Source organism: Methanoculleus sp. SDB, assembly GCA_001412355.1.
GTDB lineage: Archaea > Halobacteriota > Methanomicrobia > Methanomicrobiales > Methanomicrobiaceae > LKUD01.
Genome location: LKUD01000051.1, coordinates 1 through 21,025, shown reverse-complemented (window position 1 = coordinate 21,025; position 21,025 = coordinate 1). Strand labels below are relative to the sequence as shown.

Genomic DNA, 21,025 nt, shown 5'->3' with positions numbered 1-21,025 from the left:
TGTTATCCTTTTTACATCCAGTATATCAGTTCCTGTGAGTGTTCAAAGAACCAGCCGGCATACATGAGATCGGGATACTCGTCGATATCAAGCGATTCCAGAGGATCCATTTTATACAGCAGTGCATGCGTGTCAAAGAGCCGGCCTGTTTTTCTGAAGAAATCCGTCCTGCATATATATATTGCACCGTTGATGAAAAATACCTCAGGAAAGTTCTGTCTTCCCGGCGCTTCGGGAGGCTCCATTACATAGGCAAAACCACCTTCCGTCTCCCGTATGTATTCGCAGGGATGAGTGGAGACTGCATTGACACTGATCAGGCAGTCCGAACCGGCATTTTCGATGAGCCGGAATGCCCCCAGAACCGCCCGGGGGCTGCGGAAGGGACAGGTGGGCTGGAGGAGCACGAGATATTCCGGAACAAAGCCTTCCGCCTCATCATACCATGCCAGCGCGTGTTCGATGACCGGGATCATGCCGGTGCCGTCCTGTGCCAGCTCCGAAGGACGAAAGAAAGGCGCTTCGATACCGCAGGAAAGGCCGAATGTACGCATCTCCGGACTGTCGGTGCTCAGGCAGATGCGTCCCGGGAGCCCTGCACCGAGTGCAGCCCGGACGGTGAATTCGAGAAGAGGCCGTGATCCTATCAGGGCCATATTCTTATTTGGAATCCCCTTTGAACCTGCCCGTGCAGGAATGAGCGTGAGACACTTATCCATGGGAAATCACTTTTCGGAGCAGCTCGACAACTCCGTCCTCGTCAATCGGCACCGGATTTAATTTCAGGTTCTCCATCCGCTGTTCGAGAGTCAGTCCGGCAATAAACGAAATATCCGCGGGTTTAACATTAAACGGAGAGAGATTTGCCGGTGCACCGATTGAATCACAAAAAGATGAAATCCTCTTTGCGAAATCCAGTGACTTTTCATCTTCTCCGAGCCAGAGATCCGCATCAGGAAGGCTGTCATAGATATCCCGGTATCCGTGATACCCTTTTTTCACATTGTACCAGACAACGTGCGGAAGGAACACACCACCGGCTATCCCGTGAGGAACCCCGAAGTAGGTCCCGAGGGGGTAGGATATACCGCTTGCAGGGCCACCTCCCGCATTCAGCATGGCAATCCCCGCATAATAGCTGCCGAGGAGCATATTTTCCCGTGCTTCATAATTATCAGGCTCCGACAACACAGACAGAAAATTGGCATAGAGAAGTGCAAACGCCCTCGTCCCCAGCATTTTTGTAATTTTACTGGCGTTTTTTGCAGTCACCGCTTCAATGGCATGAATCATGGCGTCAAGACCCGATGCGATGGTGACCCCCGGCGGACAGGAAAAGGTCAGTTCAGGGATAAGAACCGCCATAAACGGCGTTACATTTTTTCCGTTTATCCCCAGTTTCTTCTTTGAGGCAGCATCGATCAGGCTGGCAGTGTGAGTGACTTCCGAGCCCGTGCCCGCGGTTGTCGGGTAACAGATCACGGGTACTCCCGGGTTTTTCACCCTGTCCATGCCGCGATAATCCAGTGCCTGACCCGGGTTCGTAAGAAGTATCGCGACGCTTTTCGCAATATCCATCAGGCTGCCGCCACCGACGGCAACAATGGCGTCGGCATCGGTTCCTCTCATTGTCTCCGCAACGTCATCGACAAGGGCATAGGTCGGTTCGGCAGTTATGGAAAGTTGTTTTACGTCCCGGATCCGAAGCCCTGATTCCCTGTACAGCGCGATGAGATCACGAAAAGGAGCGGTCTCGTTGAGATGGCTGTCGACAAAGCACACGATATTATGCATCCCTTCTTTAAGGAGTACGTCCACCGCCTCTTTCGAGCCCGTCTTTCCAAAAAAAACCCGTGTTTTTACTGAGAACTGCGCCATGCCATCACTTCCTGAGCCAGTCAAGCGTATGGATGGTCGATTGTATCATGTATTCAAAATCTTCTTCCGGCAGCCAGTGATGGAACGGGAACGAAACCATGGTATCAAAGAACCGATCCGAAACGGGACATTCGGCGTCCCCGAACCCTGCTTTTTTAAACATCGGATAGCGGTACAGCGGGCAGTACTGAACAACAAGCTTGATTCCGCAGGTAAAGGCCATCATCCCGATAAAGTCGTCACGCGTGGCCGAATTTCCGCTGTTGTAGGACGCCGGCAGAAGATGATAACTACTGAAATGGCCTTCAGGTACTTTTTGAAAAGTAAGTTCGGGAAAATCGGAAAGGGCATCGATAAATCGTGCCGCACGTTCATTTCTGTCACGGTTCAACGAATCAATCCGTTCCAGAAGTTTTATGCCGACCGCACACTGCACCTCGCCCATGCAGAAATTATACGGCCAGAAGGTGTCGATGTCAAAATCCACGTTGCTCATTGCCGGAATCCAGTAGTGTTCCCTGTCGGGATCGAATCCGCGAAGACCGTTATGCCTGAGACCGGGCACGAGCTTTGCGCATTCATCGTCCCTCACCACCAGCATACCGCCTTCACCGAGAGTCGTCATATTTTTATGGGTGTGAAAGCTGAAACAGGCAAAATCCCCGTAATTACCAGCCTTTATCCCATGAAGGGAGGCACCAATCGACTGTGCACAATCCTCCACGACAAGAAGATTTTTGTGCCGTGCGAGGGCCATGATCTCATCCATCGGTGCCATTAAACCGTACAGGTGGACAACCACGATCACCTTTGTTTTATCAGTGATTCGCGACGCTATCGTGGCGGCACTGACGACTAACGTGCCGGGATCGATATCTGCCCATACTATTTTTGCGCCGGTGCGGGCAAACGGGATAGCGGTGGCGCAAAATGTGTGTGCCGGAATAATGACTTCATCTCCGGGAGCCAGCCGACACAATATTGCAGCCAGTTCCAAAGCCGCGGTTCCGTTTGATACGGCAAAACAGTTTTTACTTCCATTATATCGTGAAAATGCATCTTCGAATTCCGCCTGGTACTTACCCTGCGTAAGGGGATCGGCGAAACGCATGGCATGGACGGCGCTATTAATTTCTTCTTCGGTATATTGTGTGGATTTCCCGCTGAAATCAATCCTGAACTCTTTCATGACAACTCCTTTCAATAACCCCGATATATGGTATTTTTTATGATTCGGGCTATTTAAACTTGTAGGCAGTATCACCGCGTGGTATTCGGAAGGATGCCGTGAATGCGTTTTACGGGTGATACGCGGGCGGGGAGTCCGGGCTGTATCCGGCTTTACAAACTTTATTAATGTCATGGCGGGAAATGCGTATACACCGGATCCGACCCCGGAGCTGAAGAATAGGGCTTTCCCATCTGTTCCGGAGACAGCAGATTCCCCTCAGACCCGAAGGGAATACACGAAGGTGGAGGATTCTCTCGGAAAAGTGGCGGAATTACTTTGCGAACGGTGATCTTATGAGTACACAAAAGCATAATTTCAGGGTCCTTTTTCTCTATCCCAACACTATGATGGCCACGCTTCTTCCTATCAATATCTCACTGCTTCATGCATGTGTCCGGGATGCAGGCTATGATACCCGGTTGTTTGACACGACGTTTTACAGGACTGAAGAAATAAACTTCGAGATGAAGAAGGTGGAACTCCTCCAGATCAAACGGTTTGATTACGCAGAAACCGGTGTGCGTTTTAAAGAGACAGACCTTTTTGATGATCTGGAGGAGGTTATTGACAGTTATAAGCCGGATCTCATCGCAATAACCATTGTTCAGGATACTTTCGATCTCGCCGTGCAGATGATCACCCGCATAAGGAACCGTAACATACCCACGGTCGCCGGCGGAGTCTTCGTGACATTCAGCCCCGAGGACGTGATAGCAGTCGACGGCATCGATTACGTGTGCATCGGTGAGGGAGAGGAAGCCATCGTCGAACTCTGCCGCGGACTCGAGGCGGGAGAACCGGTTGACACCATTCGGAACCTCTGGATTAAGGCGCCGCAGGGCATCATCAAAAATCCTCTTCGAAAACCGGTAAACCTTGACGTTCTCCCCTTCATAGATTATGATATCTTTGAAAAAGAACGGATTTTCCGACCCATGCAGGGAAACATCTATGCAATGATCCACATCGAACTTGATCGCGGTTGTCCCTACCAATGTACGTACTGCTGTGCACCCGAACTGAAACGCATCTATCGCGAGTATGCGGGTGCCGCGTATTACCGCCAGAAAAGCATCCGGCGGATTATTAACGAGATGAAATTTCTGAAGGACAGGTATGATGCAAAATATATCAATTTCAATTCGGAAACGTTTCTCGCCCGGCCCATTGAGGATCTCAGAGAATTCAGTGAGTTGTACCGGAAAGAGATTGGGCTTCCGTTTTGGTGTCAGACCCGGCCTGAAACGGTGAATGAAGAGAAAATCAGGCTTTTAAAAGAGATGGGGTGCAGGAATGCCCAGTTCGGCATCGAATGCGGCAATGAAGAGTTTCGCAAACATGTTCTCCAGCGAAATTATACGAATGAACACATTCTTACTGCTGCAGGACTTCTCGAAAAGTACGGTATCGATTATACGGTCAATAATATCATTGGATTTCCGGGGGAAACACGTGAACTGATATGTGAGACCATCTCTATCAACCGGCAGATCTCTCCGGGAACCATGAACGTCTACCTGTTCACTCCCTACAAAGGAACCCGATTATACCAGTATTGTGTCGATCACGGCTATCTTGATGCCGATGCACAGGTACACCAGCTGCTGGACAGCACCGAACTGAAAGGGCAGCCGCTTTCCCACTCCGAACTGAAAGGTCTGCAGAGAACATTCCCTCTCTATGCAACATTTCCGGAATCGGAGTTCGATCGGATCCGTACGGCCGAACGGTTTGATGATACGGGTAATACGATGTTTGAGGAATTAAAGAAGGAATTTTATGAAAAAGTGTTCAGGCTTCCCGTTTCATGAAGCAGTATTCCGGTGACGTATGCCCCCCTGCAATGACGATGTGCCATGATAATCCCGCTCTCATATCCCCTGACCTCCGAATCTCCCCTCTATCCGGGAACGCCCGAACCGGTGATTTTCTCCGAAAAAGATATCGCGCGGGGGGATACTGCAACTACAAGCACTTTTACGGTCCATAGCCATTCAGGAACCCATATCGACGCCCCCCGCCACTTTTACCGGGACGGGGCTTCCCTTACCTGCATGATCGCGTACGGGGAGATTATCGGGCCCGCGTACTGCCTGTCGGTCCCTCTCACGGGGGATGCATGTCTCTTACCCCGTGATATCTGTCGTGTTGCAGAGGGATGCAATGACGCCGCGGCTCTCCTTGTGCGGACCGGTGCGTATCGTGACCGGGAAGCCAGTCCCGAACGATACCGGCGCGAGCATCCCTGGGTTCATCCCGGTGTCCCCGATGCACTCAGGAGTCTGTGCCCTCACCTCCGGTTGTTCGGTATTGATACCATATCCGTGGCAACGCCGCTCCACCGGGAAGAAGGACGGGCCTGCCACCGGGCGTTTCTCTGTGAACGATCGCCTGTTCTTCTGCTGGAAGATGTTAATCTCGGGGATGATCGTCTCCTCTCGGGAGTATGGAGAATACATCTCTACCCCTTCCTGTATGAACCGCTTGACGGCGTGCCGGTTTTCGCATGTGCCGAAATGATAGCCTGATCGCTTATTTCACCGCTCAATGAGTTCAATATGTCGTTCGGCCTTTTGCCTGAGGTCCGCCTTCCCCTCGAGCCCGGCAACATCCCGGATTGCTTCAAGCTCGTGGACGGAATCCTCCAGAAAACTGAGAATGTCCGCAGGATAGAGATTGATACCGTATTCTTCCAGCAGGTAGGAGCTGATCTGGCGGTGATCCAGTCCCGTTTCACGCATCTCAAGAATCATTTTCGTGAATTTGCGCTCAGGGCAGCCGCACAGGGGGGCATGCCGGCACCTGCAGTCGAGAAAGTCATGGATAATATTAAGCATCTGCTCCTTGAGAGTCCTGTCCATCCGGTTATAATCGGCTGCAGAGAGGACTGCTTCGAGAAACGATCCCGTAAAAACCAGGTCGGGTATTCTATAACCGACGATATTCTGGATTTTTTTTGCTGAATGGAACCGTGCCCGGCCAGCGATCAATTTGTTTCCCCGGGTTCCTCGTCAAACTTCTTCAGTGTTTTTAAAACTGTTGCCATATCATCAATCTCGATGAGCCAGTCGTCAAATATTCCCGGTTCCTCGAGATCGCCACGAAGATACTTGCCGCAGCATGATCCGCCGTCAAGCACGAGAGCCCCGATCGTGCCGGCGATATCAAGGGCACGTTCCACATCGGAATCCGCACTCTTTCTGCCTTCGGCGATAAGCGTCTTGATATCCCCGCTATACTCTCCCTTCAGGTATTTCTTGATGGAAAGAAACAAAGCAAGGAATCTTAGCTGAATCCCCTCGATAATTTCACTGATATCCCCCTCCGGCGCGGGGCCCATGATGATCTCTTCGACCTCATTGAGGCGTTCAAGCGCTTCTTCGGCTGTGAAGACACCGTTATCTTTCAGTTTAGGTATTTTCAGGACCGCGGAATTGATGTCATCAGTAAAATTCTGAAGCTGTCGGAGTCCTGCAGGCATCTCCTCAGAATCAGGCATTTCATCGAAACTGGATTCTGAGAGCGCCTGTATCCAGTTATTCCATCGTTCCTGTGTATAGAACAGATAGAACAGCTTTTGGTGCTCTTTCTCCTTGTTTTTTTTACTCCGGGCCATTGCAATATCACATCGGTCAGCCCGTTTTAAAGAATTTTCTATCGTGTCCGAAAACCGGAAATCCCCGGATATCAGGTAGGAAGGGTTTCGGACAGTCCGGGCCGGCGTCTCCTTCGTAGAAATACCGGGACTTCCGATATTCATTTCCCTCCCCCCGGCTCATGTGTGATACAATGGAAGGCATTGAATGCGTGGCACGCCGGCTCCGTGACAGCGCTCCGGTTGCAATAGCGCTCTCGGGAGGCACCGACAGCCTTGTGCTCCTTGCCATCGCGGCTGCGGGCAGGATTCACGCGGCGGGAGTGACCGTGGATACCGGGATGAATCCGGCAGGGGAACGGGAGCGTGCGGAGCAGATTGCACGCCGTCTTGGGGTACCATCGGTGATAATCCCGGTGAATATGCTTGCATTGCCATCTGTCGCTGCCAATGCTCCCGACCGGTGTTATGCCTGCAAACGCCGGATGATGGAGGAGATCACCGCATGGGCACGTGATAACGGATATCGATCGGTGGCTGACGGCACACATGCCGACGATCGTGCCGATACCCGTCCCGGTATGAAGGCTCTTGGCGAACTGGGAATTATCAGTCCGTTTGCCGAATGCGGAATAAAAAAGGCAGAAATCGCAGAATTTGCCGCAACGCTGGACGTTCCTGTCCTGCCTTCCTCCTCCTGCCTCGCAACGCGGTTTCCCGGCGGCGCGGTTCTGTCGCCGGGCGAGATTGACCGGGTTCGGGAAGCCGAAGCGGTGGTAAGAACGAGGGTGAAGGGCTACCTCCGCGTACGGGTCGATGGTACCGGTGCCATCGTGGAGTGCGATCCTGCCGAGTGCCCGGATGCCATGGCGATGACAGAGGATCTCACGCGGCTTGGTTTCTCACCGGTGCGTGTACGTCCTGTCTCCCGGGAGGAGCGTGAATGAAGGCTGTTTTAATAAAATACGGTGAACTTTTCCTCAAGAGCGAGTCGGTGAAACGGTGGTATATAACACTGCTTCTGGATAACCTGCGGCATGCATTTGATTCTCTGGGGCTTGAATTCAGTTTTGAAGTCCATAGGGGCCGTATTCTCATCGAAGGTCCCGATCCCGCGGCGCTTGCCGGTGCCGCCCGGCGTATTTTCGGCATCGTCGGGGTAGCCGTCTGCACGCGGACCCGCTCCGACCGCGCGGAAATCGAGGCTGCCGCCGTTCTCATGGCAATGAAAAACCTCAAACCGGGAATGTCTTTTGCAGTCCGGGCACGCCGTTCCGGAGTATCCGGATTTACGAGCCAGGAGCTTGCGGCGTCGATTGGTGCCGCGGTTATCAGGGACATACAGGGGATTCACGTCGATCTCACCTCTCCGGATTACGAACTTTTTGTCGAAGCGCGTGATTTCGGAGGCCTGCTCTATGATCATATACTGCCGGGCCCCGGGGGAGTCCCCCTCGGGACGCAGGGAGAAGTGCTCTCTCTCCTTTCAGCAGGGATCGATTCTCCGGTGGCGTCATGGCTGATGATGCGGCGGGGTTCCCGCGTCGTCCACCTTCATTGCGACGGGGGAAAGTGGGCCGGGCGTGATGTCTTCGAAACTGCGATGGCCCATCACCGCGTTCTGTCGACCTGGAGTCCGGGCACGCCGCTGTTCCTGATTGTTGCAGATCTCGAACCTTTTTTTCGTGCACTCTCAACCCGTGCAGCCGTCAAGAACCGCTGCGTGATATGCAAACGGTTCATGCTCCGCATTGCCTCCCGGATTGCCCGGATGCGCGGTGCGAAGGCACTCGTAACGGGTGACAACCTCGGACAGGTCGCTTCACAGACGCTCGCCAATATGGCGGTAACCGGCATGGTGGTTCCGTGTGATCTCCCTCTTCTCCGTCCCCTGATTACGAACGACAAGGAAGAGACGATTGCTGTGGCCCGGACAATCGGGACATTCCGGGACGATGCAGGCGATCTCGGCTGTCTCGCGGTTCCCAGACACCCGTCAATCGCCGCAGACACGGCGGCAATAGAAGCTGATGAGGAAAAAATGGATTGCGACGGGATTGAATGTGCCGTGATTGGAGCACTTCGTTGTTTCAGGGCTCGGGATGGCGCAATCGAGGAGATTAATTCACAGAAATTCCGTTTTCTTCAGCAATCCCGGTAAATGACGCTGCGACATGCCGTGCCTGCGTTTCGGTCAGTCCGTATGTGTTGTATTTCCAGACTCGTGTCGATCCGGGGATCACTCCGGTGACTCCGCGTTTTTTCAGTTCGCTGGAGAGGAAGAAGCCGCGTTTTTTATGTCGCTGCGCGATTATGTCGAACGAATTGATTGTATTTACGCGGGTCAGTGTATGATCGCGGGGAGTGTCGCTGACGATTGCCGTGCCTTCGATGGTTCCGAGCGCTTCGGTCACCATCCTGCTCCGTTTGACCTCGTCATCCCAGTGAAGCACACGTTCCTTCACGGCGGGAAATGATGCGATCATTCCCATCAGCGTGACACCCATGAGCGTGCAGCCCATCATCTCCACTTCTTTTATCCCGAACGTACGTCCGGTCACGTCGCCCTGTGACCGGGTTGTGCGAAATACCCTGCCGGCATATTCCTCCGTGGTTGCAAGGACGCCCGACGGTGCAGGGGCCGCCATGCTTTTATGGCCCGATCCCACAACGAAGTCGACACCGATGTCCCTGCCGTTCACGTCCATGATACCGACGGAGTACGCACCATTGAGCAGTATGGGTACGTCATACTGCCGGGCAACCCGGGCAATACCTCTGATGTCGTGAATATTTCCGTACTGGTAATCAACATGTTCGACGAACAGCAGGGATGGAGGTCTGCCGAATTCCCGGCAGACTTCCTCGATCTTTTCGGCTGCGTTTTCTGCGGTGATATGGTTTGCCGGATCCTTCGGAATCTCGCGGACAACGCCGCCTGCCTGCTCAATCGCGACAAATTCGGTATAGTGCGAAAGCGCGGTAAGGATAACGGGATCCCCCTTTTCGACGAATGTGCCGGCAACTGCCTGAAATGCCCGCCGGGCACCCGGCACCACCCGTGCGGTATCCATGGAGAGCCATTCTGCAAGGTCTTCATGAAATTCGGCAATAGGCGGTTTTTTTATATAATCAAGCCTGAATGGCTTCCTGCAGTTGTCGCACACCGAATATCCGTCGCCATAGGAGATAACCGCCTTCATCGCCTCTGCCGTCAGCCGCCCGCCTGCCTGAATTGGATCAATGTTGATGAACAGCTCCTCGACATCGCGCGTATCGATATCACCCGCACACTTCACAGGACCAGCTCCTCCTCAAGAATATGCACCTGCTTTTTCAGCTGTGCAACAAGGGTTCCCGCACGCTCCTTCCTGATGGCATCCAGCTCATGCGTGGGTGCTGTCTCCCTGAGGATAGCCCGTATATCCGTGAGGAGATACAGGGACTGAAATAATGCATCGACCGCCCTTCGGGACACAAAAATCACCATACTAATATCGGTGCCGGTATATAGATAGATGGCGTTTTCATGGGAGTGTTCAGATTCACACCGCACGACATACGACTATTAAAATTAAAAAAGAGTAATTCAAAGGAATATCCGGCATGCACTTTGTCCATATTGCAGACACTCACTTAGGCCACGCGGCATTTTCACGGGTTGACGAAGACGGGATGAATCTTCGGGAACGTCTGATCTATGAAAATTTTCTCGCGGCCATCGAGGCGGTAATCCGGCAGAAACCCGACGCTCTCATCCATGCCGGTGATCTCTTCGACCGTGTCCGTCCCAAGACACGCGCCTACACAACGGTGCTTCAGGCTCTTGACCGTCTGAAAGAGGCGGATATTCCCCTTCTGGTCGTTTCAGGCAATCACAGTATGCCCAAAACCCGCTACACTACCTCCCCCTTTGAAGTACTCGCCTACCATACGGCCGCAGTTCATGCGGCCTACCGGTACCGGTATGAATACGTGGAGGTCGGGGATACGATATTTCATCTCATCCCGAATATGCTCAACCCGGCTGATTATCGTGATGCGTTTGACGAAATACACTGGTCGTCGGATCATGCCAATGTGCTTGTGACGCACGGCCTTGCCACCCTCCTCACGGATCGGTGCCTGAGGACGGTTGCCGAGCATGAACTTGATTCCACCGTTCTTTCTGTGGAATTCGATTACATCGCACTCGGGCATTTTCACGATCAGCGGCAGGTTGCCGATAACGCCTGGTACTCCGGCTCGCTCGAATACCTGACATATGGAGAGATACATGATACGAAAGGGGGTCTTTGCGTGGATACCGGTTCGCATTCCGTGTCCCGCCTTCCCCTGCCGCACACTCCCATGATGGACCTCGGCCGTATCTCCTGTCCGGACGAATCCCCCGAAGAGCTTGCAGCCGCTATTGTTCATGCGGTCCGGCAGGTACCGGACGATATGCGGTACCCGATGTGCCAGATCACGCTTGATGGCATTACGCGCGAAACCCTGAGGGCTCTCGGCCGGAAGGATCTCGCCGATGCGAAGAGGCGGGTGCTGGATCTGCGGTTCCGGCTCATCTCCGGGGATTCACCCGTGCCTGTCAGGAATCACGATCTTCACGCGGTGGATTATGTCGGGGAGTTCGAAGTATTCCTGAAGAAAAACCCTCCTGCCCCAAAGGAATTCGACTTCATCCTGACTACGGGGCAGCAGGCACTGCGCACGGCGACAGCCCGCCACACGGAGGATCGGGATGCTGCTCCATAGCCTGCAGATGGTCAATTTCAAGCGATACCAAAACGAGATGATCCGGTTTCGCGATGGTATCACGGGAATTATCGGAAATAATGGATCCGGAAAGAGCACGATCGTCGAAGCAATCCTTTTTGCTCTCTACGGTGTGCAGGGGCTTGGAACGGGAAGCGGCGAGTTCATTGTCCGCACCCTTGCTGGCCCGAAGGGTAAATGCGAAGTCAGGCTTGATTTCGCCGTTAATGGCACTGATTATGCTGTTGTCAGGTCGTTTTCGAAAACCCCCTCGACAACCCGGCACACGGCGCACCTCTTCCTTGGCGACAAGCTCCTCTCCACCGGAATATCGGAGGTGTCCCGCGAACTCAGCCGTATTGTCGGAATGGGAGCTGACGATTTCCGTCATACGATATATGCCGGGCAGCGCGATCTCCACTCTCTGCTCGAGAAAAATCCGGGCGATCGACGGAAATGGTTCATGCGGGTGCTTGGGATCGATTTCATCAAAGAGGAGAGCGATGCCTTCCTGAAGGCGCAGATCCAGGAGAAGGAACGAAATTTTAGCGTCTACCGGATGCGGCTCGATGAGTGCGATTCCGCCGCCCTTACCCGGGAGCGGGAGTGTACCGCCGGAGAGCTGGAGGAATGCCGCGGGCTGCTCGCATCACAGGAGCGCGAGATCCGATCCCTTGACACCGAACGGAAGCAGGCGGAAGAGGCGGTGCAGGAAGGACTGCGCCGGAAAGAACAGTTTATCCGTTTCAGTGAGCAGGCGGATGCAAAAAAGTCAACGCTTTCGGTGCTTGAACGTGATCGGGAGCGGCTCACCGGCCACTACGACGTGCTTGTGAAGGATGCGGACACATTCAGGACGCTCACCGGTACGGAAGAGGCATATGCTGCCCGGAGGGAACACCTCGAAACACTCGCCACCTCCAAGGAGAATCATGATCGCCTCAGTTCGGAAGATGACCGGCTTTCCGATCAGATTGAGCATCTCCGGGCAGAGCTGGCCCGGAAAGATTCCGAACTTGTTCGAATGGAGGAGGATGAAGCCGCATGTGCCGGGCTTGCACGGGATGTGGCACTCCGTGAATCAGTTCTCTCTGATCTTGAAGAGATGAAGCGGAAAGAACCGCACTATCTGCAGCTTCGTGATGAACGGAATGCATTCCGCGCAAAGCTCGGCGAAATACAGGATCAGGTACGGGAAATTCGGAATTCTATCGGGGTTCTGGAACGAACGGTCGCCAGTCTGGGAGATCCTGCTCTCCGTGAGGAGGCTGTCGCTCTTCTCCTGTCGGAGCGGGACGAGCTCCGGGACAGGGTGAGTGCAGCCCGTGAACAGGTGCGGGGAACCGATCGCGAATATGCCCGGCTGTCCCGCCAGCAGGAGGATATCCGGGCTGCCGGGAGAGGTGGCGTATGCCCCACCTGCCACCGTCCTCTCGGTGACGACTATGCCGCCGTGCTTGCCGACCTGTCGCACCAGTCCGCGGAGTGCGAAGCCCGGAGAAAACACCTCACCGAGGCCATAGCGGCGGGCGAGGCGGCGAATGAGGAATACGAGGGACGGATCGCACGGGAGCGGCAGGTATTACGGCATGCACAGGAGGAGGCCGATCGTCTCCGACAGCTGCAGGCTTCCTGGCAGACACTCTTCAGGGATGCGGAAACGTATCTCGAACGCCTGGCCGGCCTTGATGAGAAGATGCTGCTTCTGGACTACGATCCCGACCGGAGACGTGCCTGTGAAGAGGATCTTGCCGCATATGAAACGGTCTGGCGCCGCCACCTTGCCCTCACCGAACGGCTTTCACGAAAGACGGATCTTCTCGAAACCGCAGAATCCATCCGCAGACGGTTGGAGGAGATCTGCCTGCGGCGTGCCGAGGTCCGGAAGCAACGTGTGGATACCGGGTTTAACAGAGCGGCCTATCAGGAGGCGCTGGAGGCCTATAACCGCGCCGATGAAACGTACAAAACGTTCATTGCACTCCGGGAGAAGGTGGATGCACTGCCGCGTCTTGCCCGGGAAATCGAGGAAAAAAAGGCGATGGCAGAGGAGAATCGCCGGGAATTATCCCGTATCGAGTCGGAAATGGCACGCCTTTCATTCTCCGATGCATCACTCGCTGCTCTCACGGAGCAGAGTGCCGTGCTCTCCGGAAGATATGACCGGCTCCATGTGTCGATGGCGCAAAACAGCGCAAAAATTGAGGCACTCGAACGGGATCTGGTCAGGCTTGCTGAGGAGGAGGCACGGCGGGCGGGGTATATCGTCGAATGTGCCCGGCTTGAAAATGAAATCGTCCTCCTGAAAAAGACACGGCAGAAACTCGGCGAGTATATTGTCTACCTCCTTCACGTCGTTCGTGACCGGATAGAGGGAGAAGCGGGCCGTGTGCTCGGGGAGATCACCGACGGCCGGTACGAAAACGTGCTGATTGACGATACCTTCAACGTGCTCGTCCATGATATGGGCGATCAGTTTCCGTCCGACCGGTTTTCAGGTGGTGAACAGGACGACATCGCCATCGCACTTCGTATCGCCCTCTCCCATTACCTTGCGGAGATGAACAATGTGCATGACAGCTCTTTCCTCATATTCGACGAAATTTTCGGGAGCCAGGACGAGGAACGACGCAACCATCTCCTCCAGGCACTCCGCTCGCAGGAATCGCGGTTCCAGCAGATATTTCTGATATCGCATATCAGTGACATTCAGGGCGAATTTTCGAACACGCTCCAGGTTGAGATGGGTCCCGACGACACCAGCCGGGTGCAGGAGGTATCCTGACGATGCACCGCGACACGCCATATGCAGACGACATCGACGGTATCGTGCGGTATATCACCGACCGGTCACCCGTGGATCAGGTCGGCCGGTTCATCCGCGAAAGCGGCATGGAAAAGGACGATTTCATCTCCTGTCCGTCACAATTCGGCGGGAATGTAGCCGCGATTGACGGCAGCAACGCGATGGTGCTCGAATCGGGCAGTCTCTCCTTCATTGCGGTGCGTGCCGCAGAAAGTGTGTTCTCGTGCGGGCGGCGAGAGCGGCATCGCATCTCGCCGCTCCGTGTTATCCGTATCGGGCCCGGGATGACGGATTCCGGTTTTCATGACCTTTATGCCGAATGCTACAACACTGTCCCCGGAAAACCGCTTGCGATCGACGATCTCTCCATGGCCGCATCCATCCTGCGTGACACCGTTGAATACTGGGTCGCCATACGGGCGCTGGAGTGTCTTCGAAGGGGCGACTGTCTCCTTCTGGACGGTGCGCTTCGCGTCAGCCATGCAAGCCACAATCCGCTGCTCACCGGGATTATCCGCGAATCTGCATCACGCGGTGTCGGACTCGGCGCGATCGCAAAACGCTCTGCACTGACGTGGGGAGGCGGGTACCCCCTTGTCTGGACGGTGGAGATGCTCGCACGACACCACAGGCTTGTCCCCCCCTGGTACCTGCGCATCCGCGACGATTTTCCCGATCAGCGCCGTTTCGACGAGTGGCGGCATGGAGACATATTTGTGGCAAAATTCCACGAACGGGCATATTCGGCGTTCAAGGTCGAGATTCCGCACGGCATGGATGCGTCGGCAGTTTCCGGCGTGTTCTCCGCCTGTGCCGCTTATGCGGATGACGGACGGATACCCGGCTATCCCTACCCTCTTCTGGATGCACACCGGACTGTCGCGATCGGCCGTGATGTGATCGAACAGGTACGGCAGGATGTGCTGCGGGGGATGAACGGCGCAGGCCTCTCCTTCGAAGACTACCGGCAATGGTTTGGCGATTACCATGATGAATTTGAACGATATTGATACCACGGATCCCTCGAAATTCAGGCTTATCGGCACAAGTGTGCTCTCGTACCGGTTTGCAGTCCCCCACGACAGGGAGATATTTGTCGGCGACATCCTCAAAATAATGGATACTGCAAAGAAAATGACATTCTTTGCCAAAGTGACCGACCTGATCCATGACAGCAATTTTTCCGATACAAAATGGGACACGCGCCCGCGGACGGAGCAGTTTTACGGCCTTGGCGAAGACGTCTATCTCCGTGTCGAAGCCGTCCCGCTTGGTTATATCGATTCCCGCGGGGTATTCCGGAAACCGAGGACCCTTCCCTCAAAATTTTCACGCATCGAGTACCCCGATGCGGAGGACTTTGGATTCCTGCAGCAGGTGATGGGCGACATTGAAGTCGGCGTCATGAAATCCGGCCAGGATATCCTCGGGGGCGTCCACGTAAGTCTTCATGCACGCGTGCTTCCCCAGCACATGGGCGTCTTTGCCACGACAGGGATGGGCAAGAGTAATTTCATGAAGGTATTCTGTGCCTCGTGTATGAAGGCGCGTCAGTTCGGTCTCCTGATGGTCGATCCCCACGGCGAGTATGTCCGGGGAGGCACGTCATCAACCGGTGACCCTACAAAAGGTCTCCTTCACTATACCACGGGAAAGGCGAAGGGGATGTCGGTCTTTTCCACACGGCGCGAAGCGGAGCGGCGCACCTACAGCTTAAACAGCCTGTGGCTCGAATACGATGATTTTCAGGCATCGGACCTCTTCCTCCTCTTCGAGCACTCGGCCCCCCAGGCGGAAGTCGTCGAAAGTCTTGAGGATATGAGGGGATCCGAAGTGATTGCATTCTTTTCAGGAACCGATTTCGATAATTTCACGCCGGAGATGTACCGGGGCCCGTATCCTCACATAGCGCGGGTAATAGCTGACTATCACCCGGGTACATTGAAGGTGATAAAACGGCGTATCGACATACTCACGCGCAACAATCGGTTTTTCCGGGCACGCGGCTCGTCCGTACCCGATATTATGCGCGCACTGCACGAAAATCGTGTGGTGCTTGTCGACATCCCGGGAATGGGTGAGCGGAGCGAGTTGTTCGTTCTGTCCATCATCACGCGGATGATCCTGAAAGACCATAAGGAGAAAACGGGAGGCTGGGGCACGGGGAACGCGGAGGAGAACAGGCAGGTCCTCATTACCATCGAGGAGGCACAGCGTGTGCTTGGTTCCGGGGGGCGGGGGGCGCAGGTCTTCCGGGAGATTGCCATGGAAGGCAGGAAATTCGGTGTCGGTCTCTGTGTCGTGACCCAGCAGCCGAAGAATATCGACGCACGCGTTCTCGCCCAGCTCAATACGTTTGTTGTGATGGGGCTTGGAGACCGTTCCGATCGCGCCATGATAGCGGGCAGTGCCAAGCAGGATTTATCAGGCATGGATACCGAAATTCAGACGCTTGAGCAGGGGGATGCAATCATCAGCACACTCGGAATTCCCTTTCCGGTCAGCACCCGAATCCATCTCTTTGAAGAGTACCTTTCCGTTCTCAACCGGGACACAGGGACGAATATCCGGGATGGCCTGCCCAGTCGGTTCTGACATCAGGCGGATTCCCGGAAATTCGTACGTACGTGTGGGGGAAGTTTTACAGCCCCGAATCGAGGAAATCAGGATTTCGCGGGTTTGTTGATTTTACGGATGTTTACACAGTTGATAACCGGATCCCCTGTGACAAAATACCGCCTCATCACCTGTCCGAGCACCTCTACGACATCCCCTTTATTGATATCTTCTTTGGGGGGTGTAAACATCTTGACCGAGATTTCCCCGCTCCTGTCTGCAACACGGAACTGGGGTCGGTTCAGATATTTGAAGTGCGTCTCTTCGACGACTCCTTCAAACCGGACCGGCTGCCCGAGCATACTGGCATTAACCGCCTTGATACTGACCTTCTTCGCCTCCGCCTCGTATACGGGCACGAGATGAGCATACTGATCCTGGCTCATGTAGTTCAGTGCCCCGGGTATGATGAGCAGCAGAAGGAGGGTCGGAACTCCCCACGTCAGCATTCTCCAGTCGTTGGTGAGAATAACGTAGGAGAGTAAAATAAGGGTGAAGATTCCGAAAACCGCCATATTGACGGCCGAAATCCTCACGTTGACATTTCCAATTTTCATCGGGTCGCTCTTACTTCAGTGCTTCGATTTCCTTGCGGAAGGTCACCCAGTAGATGACACCTACGAAGAAGAGACCGCCAACGATGTTACCGATGGTAACCACGATGAGGTTGTTGGTCCACATAGTAACCCAGCTCAGGTTGGCAAGCTTGGGTCCGGCAGCAGCCACCTGTTCCGGATTGAGGAACCCTGAACAGAAGAGCCCGGCGGGGATGAAGTACATGTTCGCGACACAGTGCTCGAAACCGGAGGAAACGAAGGCCATGATCGGGAACCAGATGCCGAAGAACTTACCAATCAGGTCGTCTGCGCAAATACCGAGCAGGACGGCGAGGTTGACGAGCCAGTTACAACCAATTGCTTTGAGGAAACAGGACCAGGTTGCGGCACCGCCGACATAACCGACCTTTCCAATTGCAATGTTGACCGCACTGATGCCGAATGCATTGACGGTTGCCACACCTGCTGCGTCCCAGCCGGTGAAGGGCCCGTATGCCATGATGTAGGCGTATACGATGGAACCGATGAGGTTTCCGATATATACCCACACCCACAGATTCAGAACTTGTGCCCAGCTTACCTTGTGGATAAATGCTGCCATGGGGGCGATCATTGCGTCACCGGTAAAGAGTTCTGCACCGGTAAGGATGATGATAATAAGCCCAACAGGGAACACGGCACCGAGAATCAGTTTTGCCATACCTGCACCGAGTGTGGCTGCCACACCGGTGAAACAGGTTGTTGCAAGGGCGCCACCGATTGCGATATATGCTCCTGCCATGAATCCACGGATAAGCATGTTTACCGGGCTGAGGCCGACTTTGTACTTGCCGGCATCCCCGGCTTTAGCGACAATCGCTACTGGAGGATGGAACACCATATGTTAATACACCTCTCTAAAGTCCTACCTATACCAACAACGTATTAAACTTGTATAGGTCAATTTAATCATATTTTTGAATGATATTAAAAGGTTTCTAATTAGTTACCCTAATTGGGACATTTTTGGATGTATTTCCTTCTTTGTGTACGCATTTGAAGGGAAATCGTAGTACAAAAAAACATGCACGACCAAATCGCTTATAAAGACCTTCTCTCTTTACATGACAGGATATCCTGTCGCGGGAGGATTTATCAAACCGGCACGTAGGGCGCGCCGATGCCTTGCGGCATGATGGAGATCGATTTCGAGGCGATTGCCGCACTCCTGAGTGAACGGAAAAACACTACTCTAATCTATCTGCACAGGAAAATCTGTTGTAGATTTCATGGTCGGGCCCGACACTACATTGAGACGCACTCTGAGCATTGCTGTTGTTATCGGCGTAATATCCGGCATCGGTGCCCTCATTTTTTACGAAGGGCTGAAACTGGGAACACGGTTTTTCATGGGCGGCATCCTCGGGTACCGCTTTCCTGACGAAGGACAGAGCATCACGGCAATCGCCTCATGGGTGCCTCCTGACAGTATCTGGCTTCTCCTGCCGCTCATCTGTTTCGGTGCACTTGTATCCGGCCTGCTTGTTGCAACATTTGCTCCGGAGGCAGAAGGACACGGGACTGATGCGGCCATTCGGGCTTTCCACGGGGAGGGGCGCGTCCGCTGGCGGATTCCGCTAGTCAAAGCTGTTTCGGCCATACTGACGATCACGACGGGAGGAAGTGCCGGGCGCGAGGGGCCGACCGCCCAGATTTCGGCGGGCTTTGGATCAATTGCCGCCGACATACTCGGCCTGTCTGCGAGAGAGCGAAGAATTGCTCTTGCAGCCGGCATCGGGGCCGGTATCGGCACTATCTTTAAGGCGCCGCTTGGTGGTGCAATCCTCGGCGCCGAGATCCTCTATATCCGTGACTTTGAATCTGAGGCGATTGTCCCGTCTTTTCTGTCGTCTATCATTGGTTATGCCATCTTTTCATCATATGAAGGATTTTCTCCAATCTTCGGTTCTGCCGGTGGTGTCTGGACCGTATCGCAGCTTCCGTTATTCCTTTTCCTCGGCGCCGTTTGCGCCGCGATGGGCATCCTGTATATCCGCACATTCTACAAAACCCGGGCGGCATTCACGTCGGTCTTTTCCCGGTTCGGACTGCCGCCCCATATCAAACCGCTCTGCGGTGCTTTTCTCATAGGCGTCGGCGTGATTCTTCTGGCTCACATCTCCCCCGAGGGCATGATGATCGGGCTCGGCAGCATCGGGACGGGGTACGGATTCCTGCAGCTTGCGATGTATAATATGGTCCCGCTTCTCGTCCTTCTGCTCCTTCCCTTTGCTAAAATTCTTACGACGTCACTCACTATCGGATCGGGAGGGAGCGGAGGGGTTTTTGCACCCGGCCTCGCCATCGGCGGTTCGACAGGGGGGGCGGTGGGACTCGTATTGCATCAGCTCCTGCCCGGGCTCGTCCCTCTCGCCACGGTTCCTGTATTCGTCATCGTCGGGATGATTGCACTGTTCGGGGGGATCGCAAACGCACCGATTTCCGTGCTCATTATGGTTGTGGAGATGACGGCAGATTTTTCCCTGCTCATCCCTGCGATGGGTGCCGTTGCGATTGCGTACATTCTGACCGGGGAAGAGACTATCTTTCATGAGCAGGTGCGGACCAAAGCGCAGTCGGGGGCACATCGCGGCGAATACCGGGTTGAAGTCCTTGAGGAGATCCGGACGGGGGATGTCATGGTGCCTGCCGAACGCGTCATCACTCTTACGCCCGACGACTCCTGTGCACACGTCCTCTCGCTTATCAACGAGACATGGCACACGGGATTTCCCGTCCTCGACGACAAACTGTTGGTCGGAATCATCACGATCGGCGATGTGCGGAACGGCACGGCACCGGGTACCCCGCCAGAACGGGTGCGTACTGTCATGGCACACGATATCGTGACAATTCCTCCCGACGCCACGCTTGAGGCGGCGCTCATCCTGATGATGAACCATGAGATCCATCACCTGCCCGTGGTTCATCCGCAAAAATCCGATACCCTGGTCGGGTTTCTCACATCAACTGACATTCTCCGTGCATATACACGGCATGTCGCCGGGAAGGCACGCTCTTACTGATGGGGCTCTTCCGTTTTTCACTCCGGACGTTCCGTAAGGCAAAAAAAAAGATTATTTAAAGATGTCGAAGATCTGGTCGCTTCCCGTGTCGGCAAGACGCTTCCTTTCGGTCGGTTCTTCGACAAGCGCGAGCAGCGGCAGATCCATGTTTACACCGGGTGTGAACCCGAACATCTTCTCAAGCTCCACCTGAAGCGCGTGCATGAACAGGGCATTGGGGATGTCCATGGCACAGAGTTCCTGGCACTGCCCGCAGTTGATGCAGGAGTCGGAGATATGCGAGAATCTGATCAGGTGGAACATGAATGGCGGGGGTACCCGGCCGGGCTCCACGAGATAGGGCTTCTTCGTGCTGCATTCCACGCAGTAGCAGATCGGACAGTTCTCAATGCACTGGTAGCACTTGATGCAGGCGGAGGTTGCCTCCATAATCGTCTTGAGGCGGTCGGTGCCCTCACCCAGTGATGCAAAGTCCTTTGCCCGCCACTTGTCGCCGAGCTTGAGCATGGCGCCCTCGACCTT

18 protein-coding genes and 1 pseudogene are annotated in these 21,025 nt (G+C 54.4%); 9 read left to right on the top strand and 10 right to left on the bottom strand.

Annotated elements, in window-relative coordinates:
- Window positions 1-11: 11 nt before the first annotated feature.
- Genes APR53_03270 through APR53_03260 form a run of 3 tightly spaced genes read right to left on the bottom strand, consistent with a single transcriptional unit; the run spans window position 12 to window position 3,067 of the window.
- Entirely contained in the window at window positions 12-719 is a 708-nt protein-coding gene (locus APR53_03270) for a hypothetical protein (protein ID KQC04379.1), read from the bottom strand.
- Window positions 712-1,878 carry a hypothetical protein gene (locus APR53_03265; protein KQC04378.1) on the bottom strand — a complete coding sequence of 389 codons (1,167 nt, stop codon included), beginning with the start codon at window positions 1,876-1,878 and terminating at the stop codon, window positions 712-714. The genes APR53_03270 and APR53_03265 overlap by 8 nt, the downstream gene beginning before the upstream one ends.
- Before the next feature lie 4 nt (window positions 1,879-1,882).
- Window positions 1,883-3,067 carry a hypothetical protein gene (locus APR53_03260; GenBank protein ID KQC04377.1) on the bottom strand — a complete coding sequence of 395 codons (1,185 nt, stop codon included), beginning with the start codon at window positions 3,065-3,067 and terminating at the stop codon, window positions 1,883-1,885.
- A gap of 386 nt (window positions 3,068-3,453) precedes the next feature.
- Between APR53_03260 and APR53_03255 the strand changes: the two genes are divergently transcribed.
- Both APR53_03255 and APR53_03250 read left to right on the top strand, forming a co-directional pair.
- Window positions 3,454-4,920 (top strand): hypothetical protein, encoded by a 1,467-nt coding sequence (locus APR53_03255; GenBank protein ID KQC04376.1) that lies wholly within the window; start codon window positions 3,454-3,456, stop codon window positions 4,918-4,920.
- A 45-nt stretch (window positions 4,921-4,965) separates the two neighbouring features.
- A complete protein-coding gene (locus tag APR53_03250) occupies window positions 4,966-5,637 on the top strand; it encodes a hypothetical protein (GenBank protein KQC04375.1) in 672 nt (223 codons plus the stop codon).
- Between the two features lie 9 nt (window positions 5,638-5,646).
- On the opposite strand, the gene APR53_03245 is transcribed toward APR53_03250, so the two are convergent.
- Both APR53_03245 and APR53_03240 read right to left on the bottom strand, forming a co-directional pair.
- Window positions 5,647-6,099, bottom strand: a complete 453-nt coding sequence (locus APR53_03245) for an RNA helicase (GenBank protein ID KQC04374.1) — start codon at window positions 6,097-6,099, stop codon at window positions 5,647-5,649.
- A complete protein-coding gene (locus APR53_03240; GenBank protein ID KQC04420.1) occupies window positions 6,096-6,725 on the bottom strand; it encodes a hypothetical protein in 630 nt (209 codons plus the stop codon). The genes APR53_03245 and APR53_03240 overlap by 4 nt, the downstream gene beginning before the upstream one ends.
- A 161-nt stretch (window positions 6,726-6,886) precedes the next feature.
- On the opposite strand from APR53_03240, the gene APR53_03235 reads away from it, so the two are divergent.
- Window positions 6,887-7,651: a hypothetical protein gene (locus tag APR53_03235; GenBank protein ID KQC04373.1), complete on the top strand. Its 765-nt coding sequence runs from the start codon at window positions 6,887-6,889 to the stop codon at window positions 7,649-7,651.
- Complete coding sequence (locus tag APR53_03230; GenBank protein KQC04372.1) at window positions 7,648-8,865, top strand: hypothetical protein; 1,218 nt, start codon at window positions 7,648-7,650, stop codon at window positions 8,863-8,865. Before APR53_03235 ends, APR53_03230 begins: the two co-directional genes overlap by 4 nt.
- Here APR53_03230 and APR53_03225 read toward each other — a convergent pair.
- On the bottom strand, window positions 8,825-10,003 hold the full coding sequence (locus APR53_03225; protein ID KQC04371.1) for an O-phospho-L-seryl-tRNA:Cys-tRNA synthase: 1,179 nt from the start codon (window positions 10,001-10,003) through the stop codon (window positions 8,825-8,827). The two genes, APR53_03230 and APR53_03225, sit on opposite strands and share 41 nt — an antisense overlap.
- Complete coding sequence (locus APR53_03220) at window positions 10,000-10,182, bottom strand: hypothetical protein (protein ID KQC04419.1); 183 nt, start codon at window positions 10,180-10,182, stop codon at window positions 10,000-10,002. Before APR53_03220 ends, APR53_03225 begins: the two co-directional genes overlap by 4 nt.
- Window positions 10,183-10,310: 128 nt before the next feature.
- Here APR53_03220 and APR53_03215 point away from each other — a divergent pair, with 128 nt between their 5' ends.
- The 4 genes from APR53_03215 to APR53_03200 are packed head-to-tail and all read left to right on the top strand — an operon-like array spanning window position 10,311 to window position 16,860.
- Entirely contained in the window at window positions 10,311-11,459 is a 1,149-nt protein-coding gene (locus tag APR53_03215; GenBank protein KQC04370.1) for a metallophosphoesterase, read from the top strand.
- Window positions 11,446-14,244, top strand: coding sequence for a hypothetical protein (locus APR53_03210; GenBank protein ID KQC04369.1), 2,799 nt, complete (start codon window positions 11,446-11,448; stop codon window positions 14,242-14,244). The genes APR53_03215 and APR53_03210 overlap by 14 nt, the downstream gene beginning before the upstream one ends.
- A 2-nt stretch (window positions 14,245-14,246) precedes the next feature.
- Window positions 14,247-15,275 (top strand): hypothetical protein, encoded by a 1,029-nt coding sequence (locus tag APR53_03205; protein KQC04368.1) that lies wholly within the window; start codon window positions 14,247-14,249, stop codon window positions 15,273-15,275.
- A complete protein-coding gene (locus APR53_03200) occupies window positions 15,253-16,860 on the top strand; it encodes a hypothetical protein (GenBank protein KQC04367.1) in 1,608 nt (535 codons plus the stop codon). The genes APR53_03205 and APR53_03200 overlap by 23 nt, the downstream gene beginning before the upstream one ends.
- A gap of 68 nt (window positions 16,861-16,928) precedes the next feature.
- Here the strand turns inward: APR53_03200 and APR53_03195 are convergent, their stop codons facing one another.
- Both APR53_03195 and APR53_03190 read right to left on the bottom strand, forming a co-directional pair.
- A complete protein-coding gene (locus APR53_03195) occupies window positions 16,929-17,438 on the bottom strand; it encodes a nucleotide-binding protein (GenBank protein ID KQC04366.1) in 510 nt (169 codons plus the stop codon).
- A gap of 10 nt (window positions 17,439-17,448) precedes the next feature.
- Window positions 17,449-18,318, bottom strand: coding sequence for a formate transporter (locus APR53_03190; GenBank protein KQC04365.1), 870 nt, complete (start codon window positions 18,316-18,318; stop codon window positions 17,449-17,451).
- A 388-nt stretch (window positions 18,319-18,706) separates the two neighbouring features.
- Between APR53_03190 and APR53_03185 the strand changes: the two genes are divergently transcribed.
- Entirely contained in the window at window positions 18,707-20,503 is a 1,797-nt protein-coding gene (locus tag APR53_03185; protein ID KQC04364.1) for a chloride channel protein, read from the top strand.
- A gap of 51 nt (window positions 20,504-20,554) precedes the next feature.
- Here APR53_03185 and APR53_03180 read toward each other — a convergent pair.
- Window positions 20,555-21,025: pseudogene (locus APR53_03180) on the bottom strand.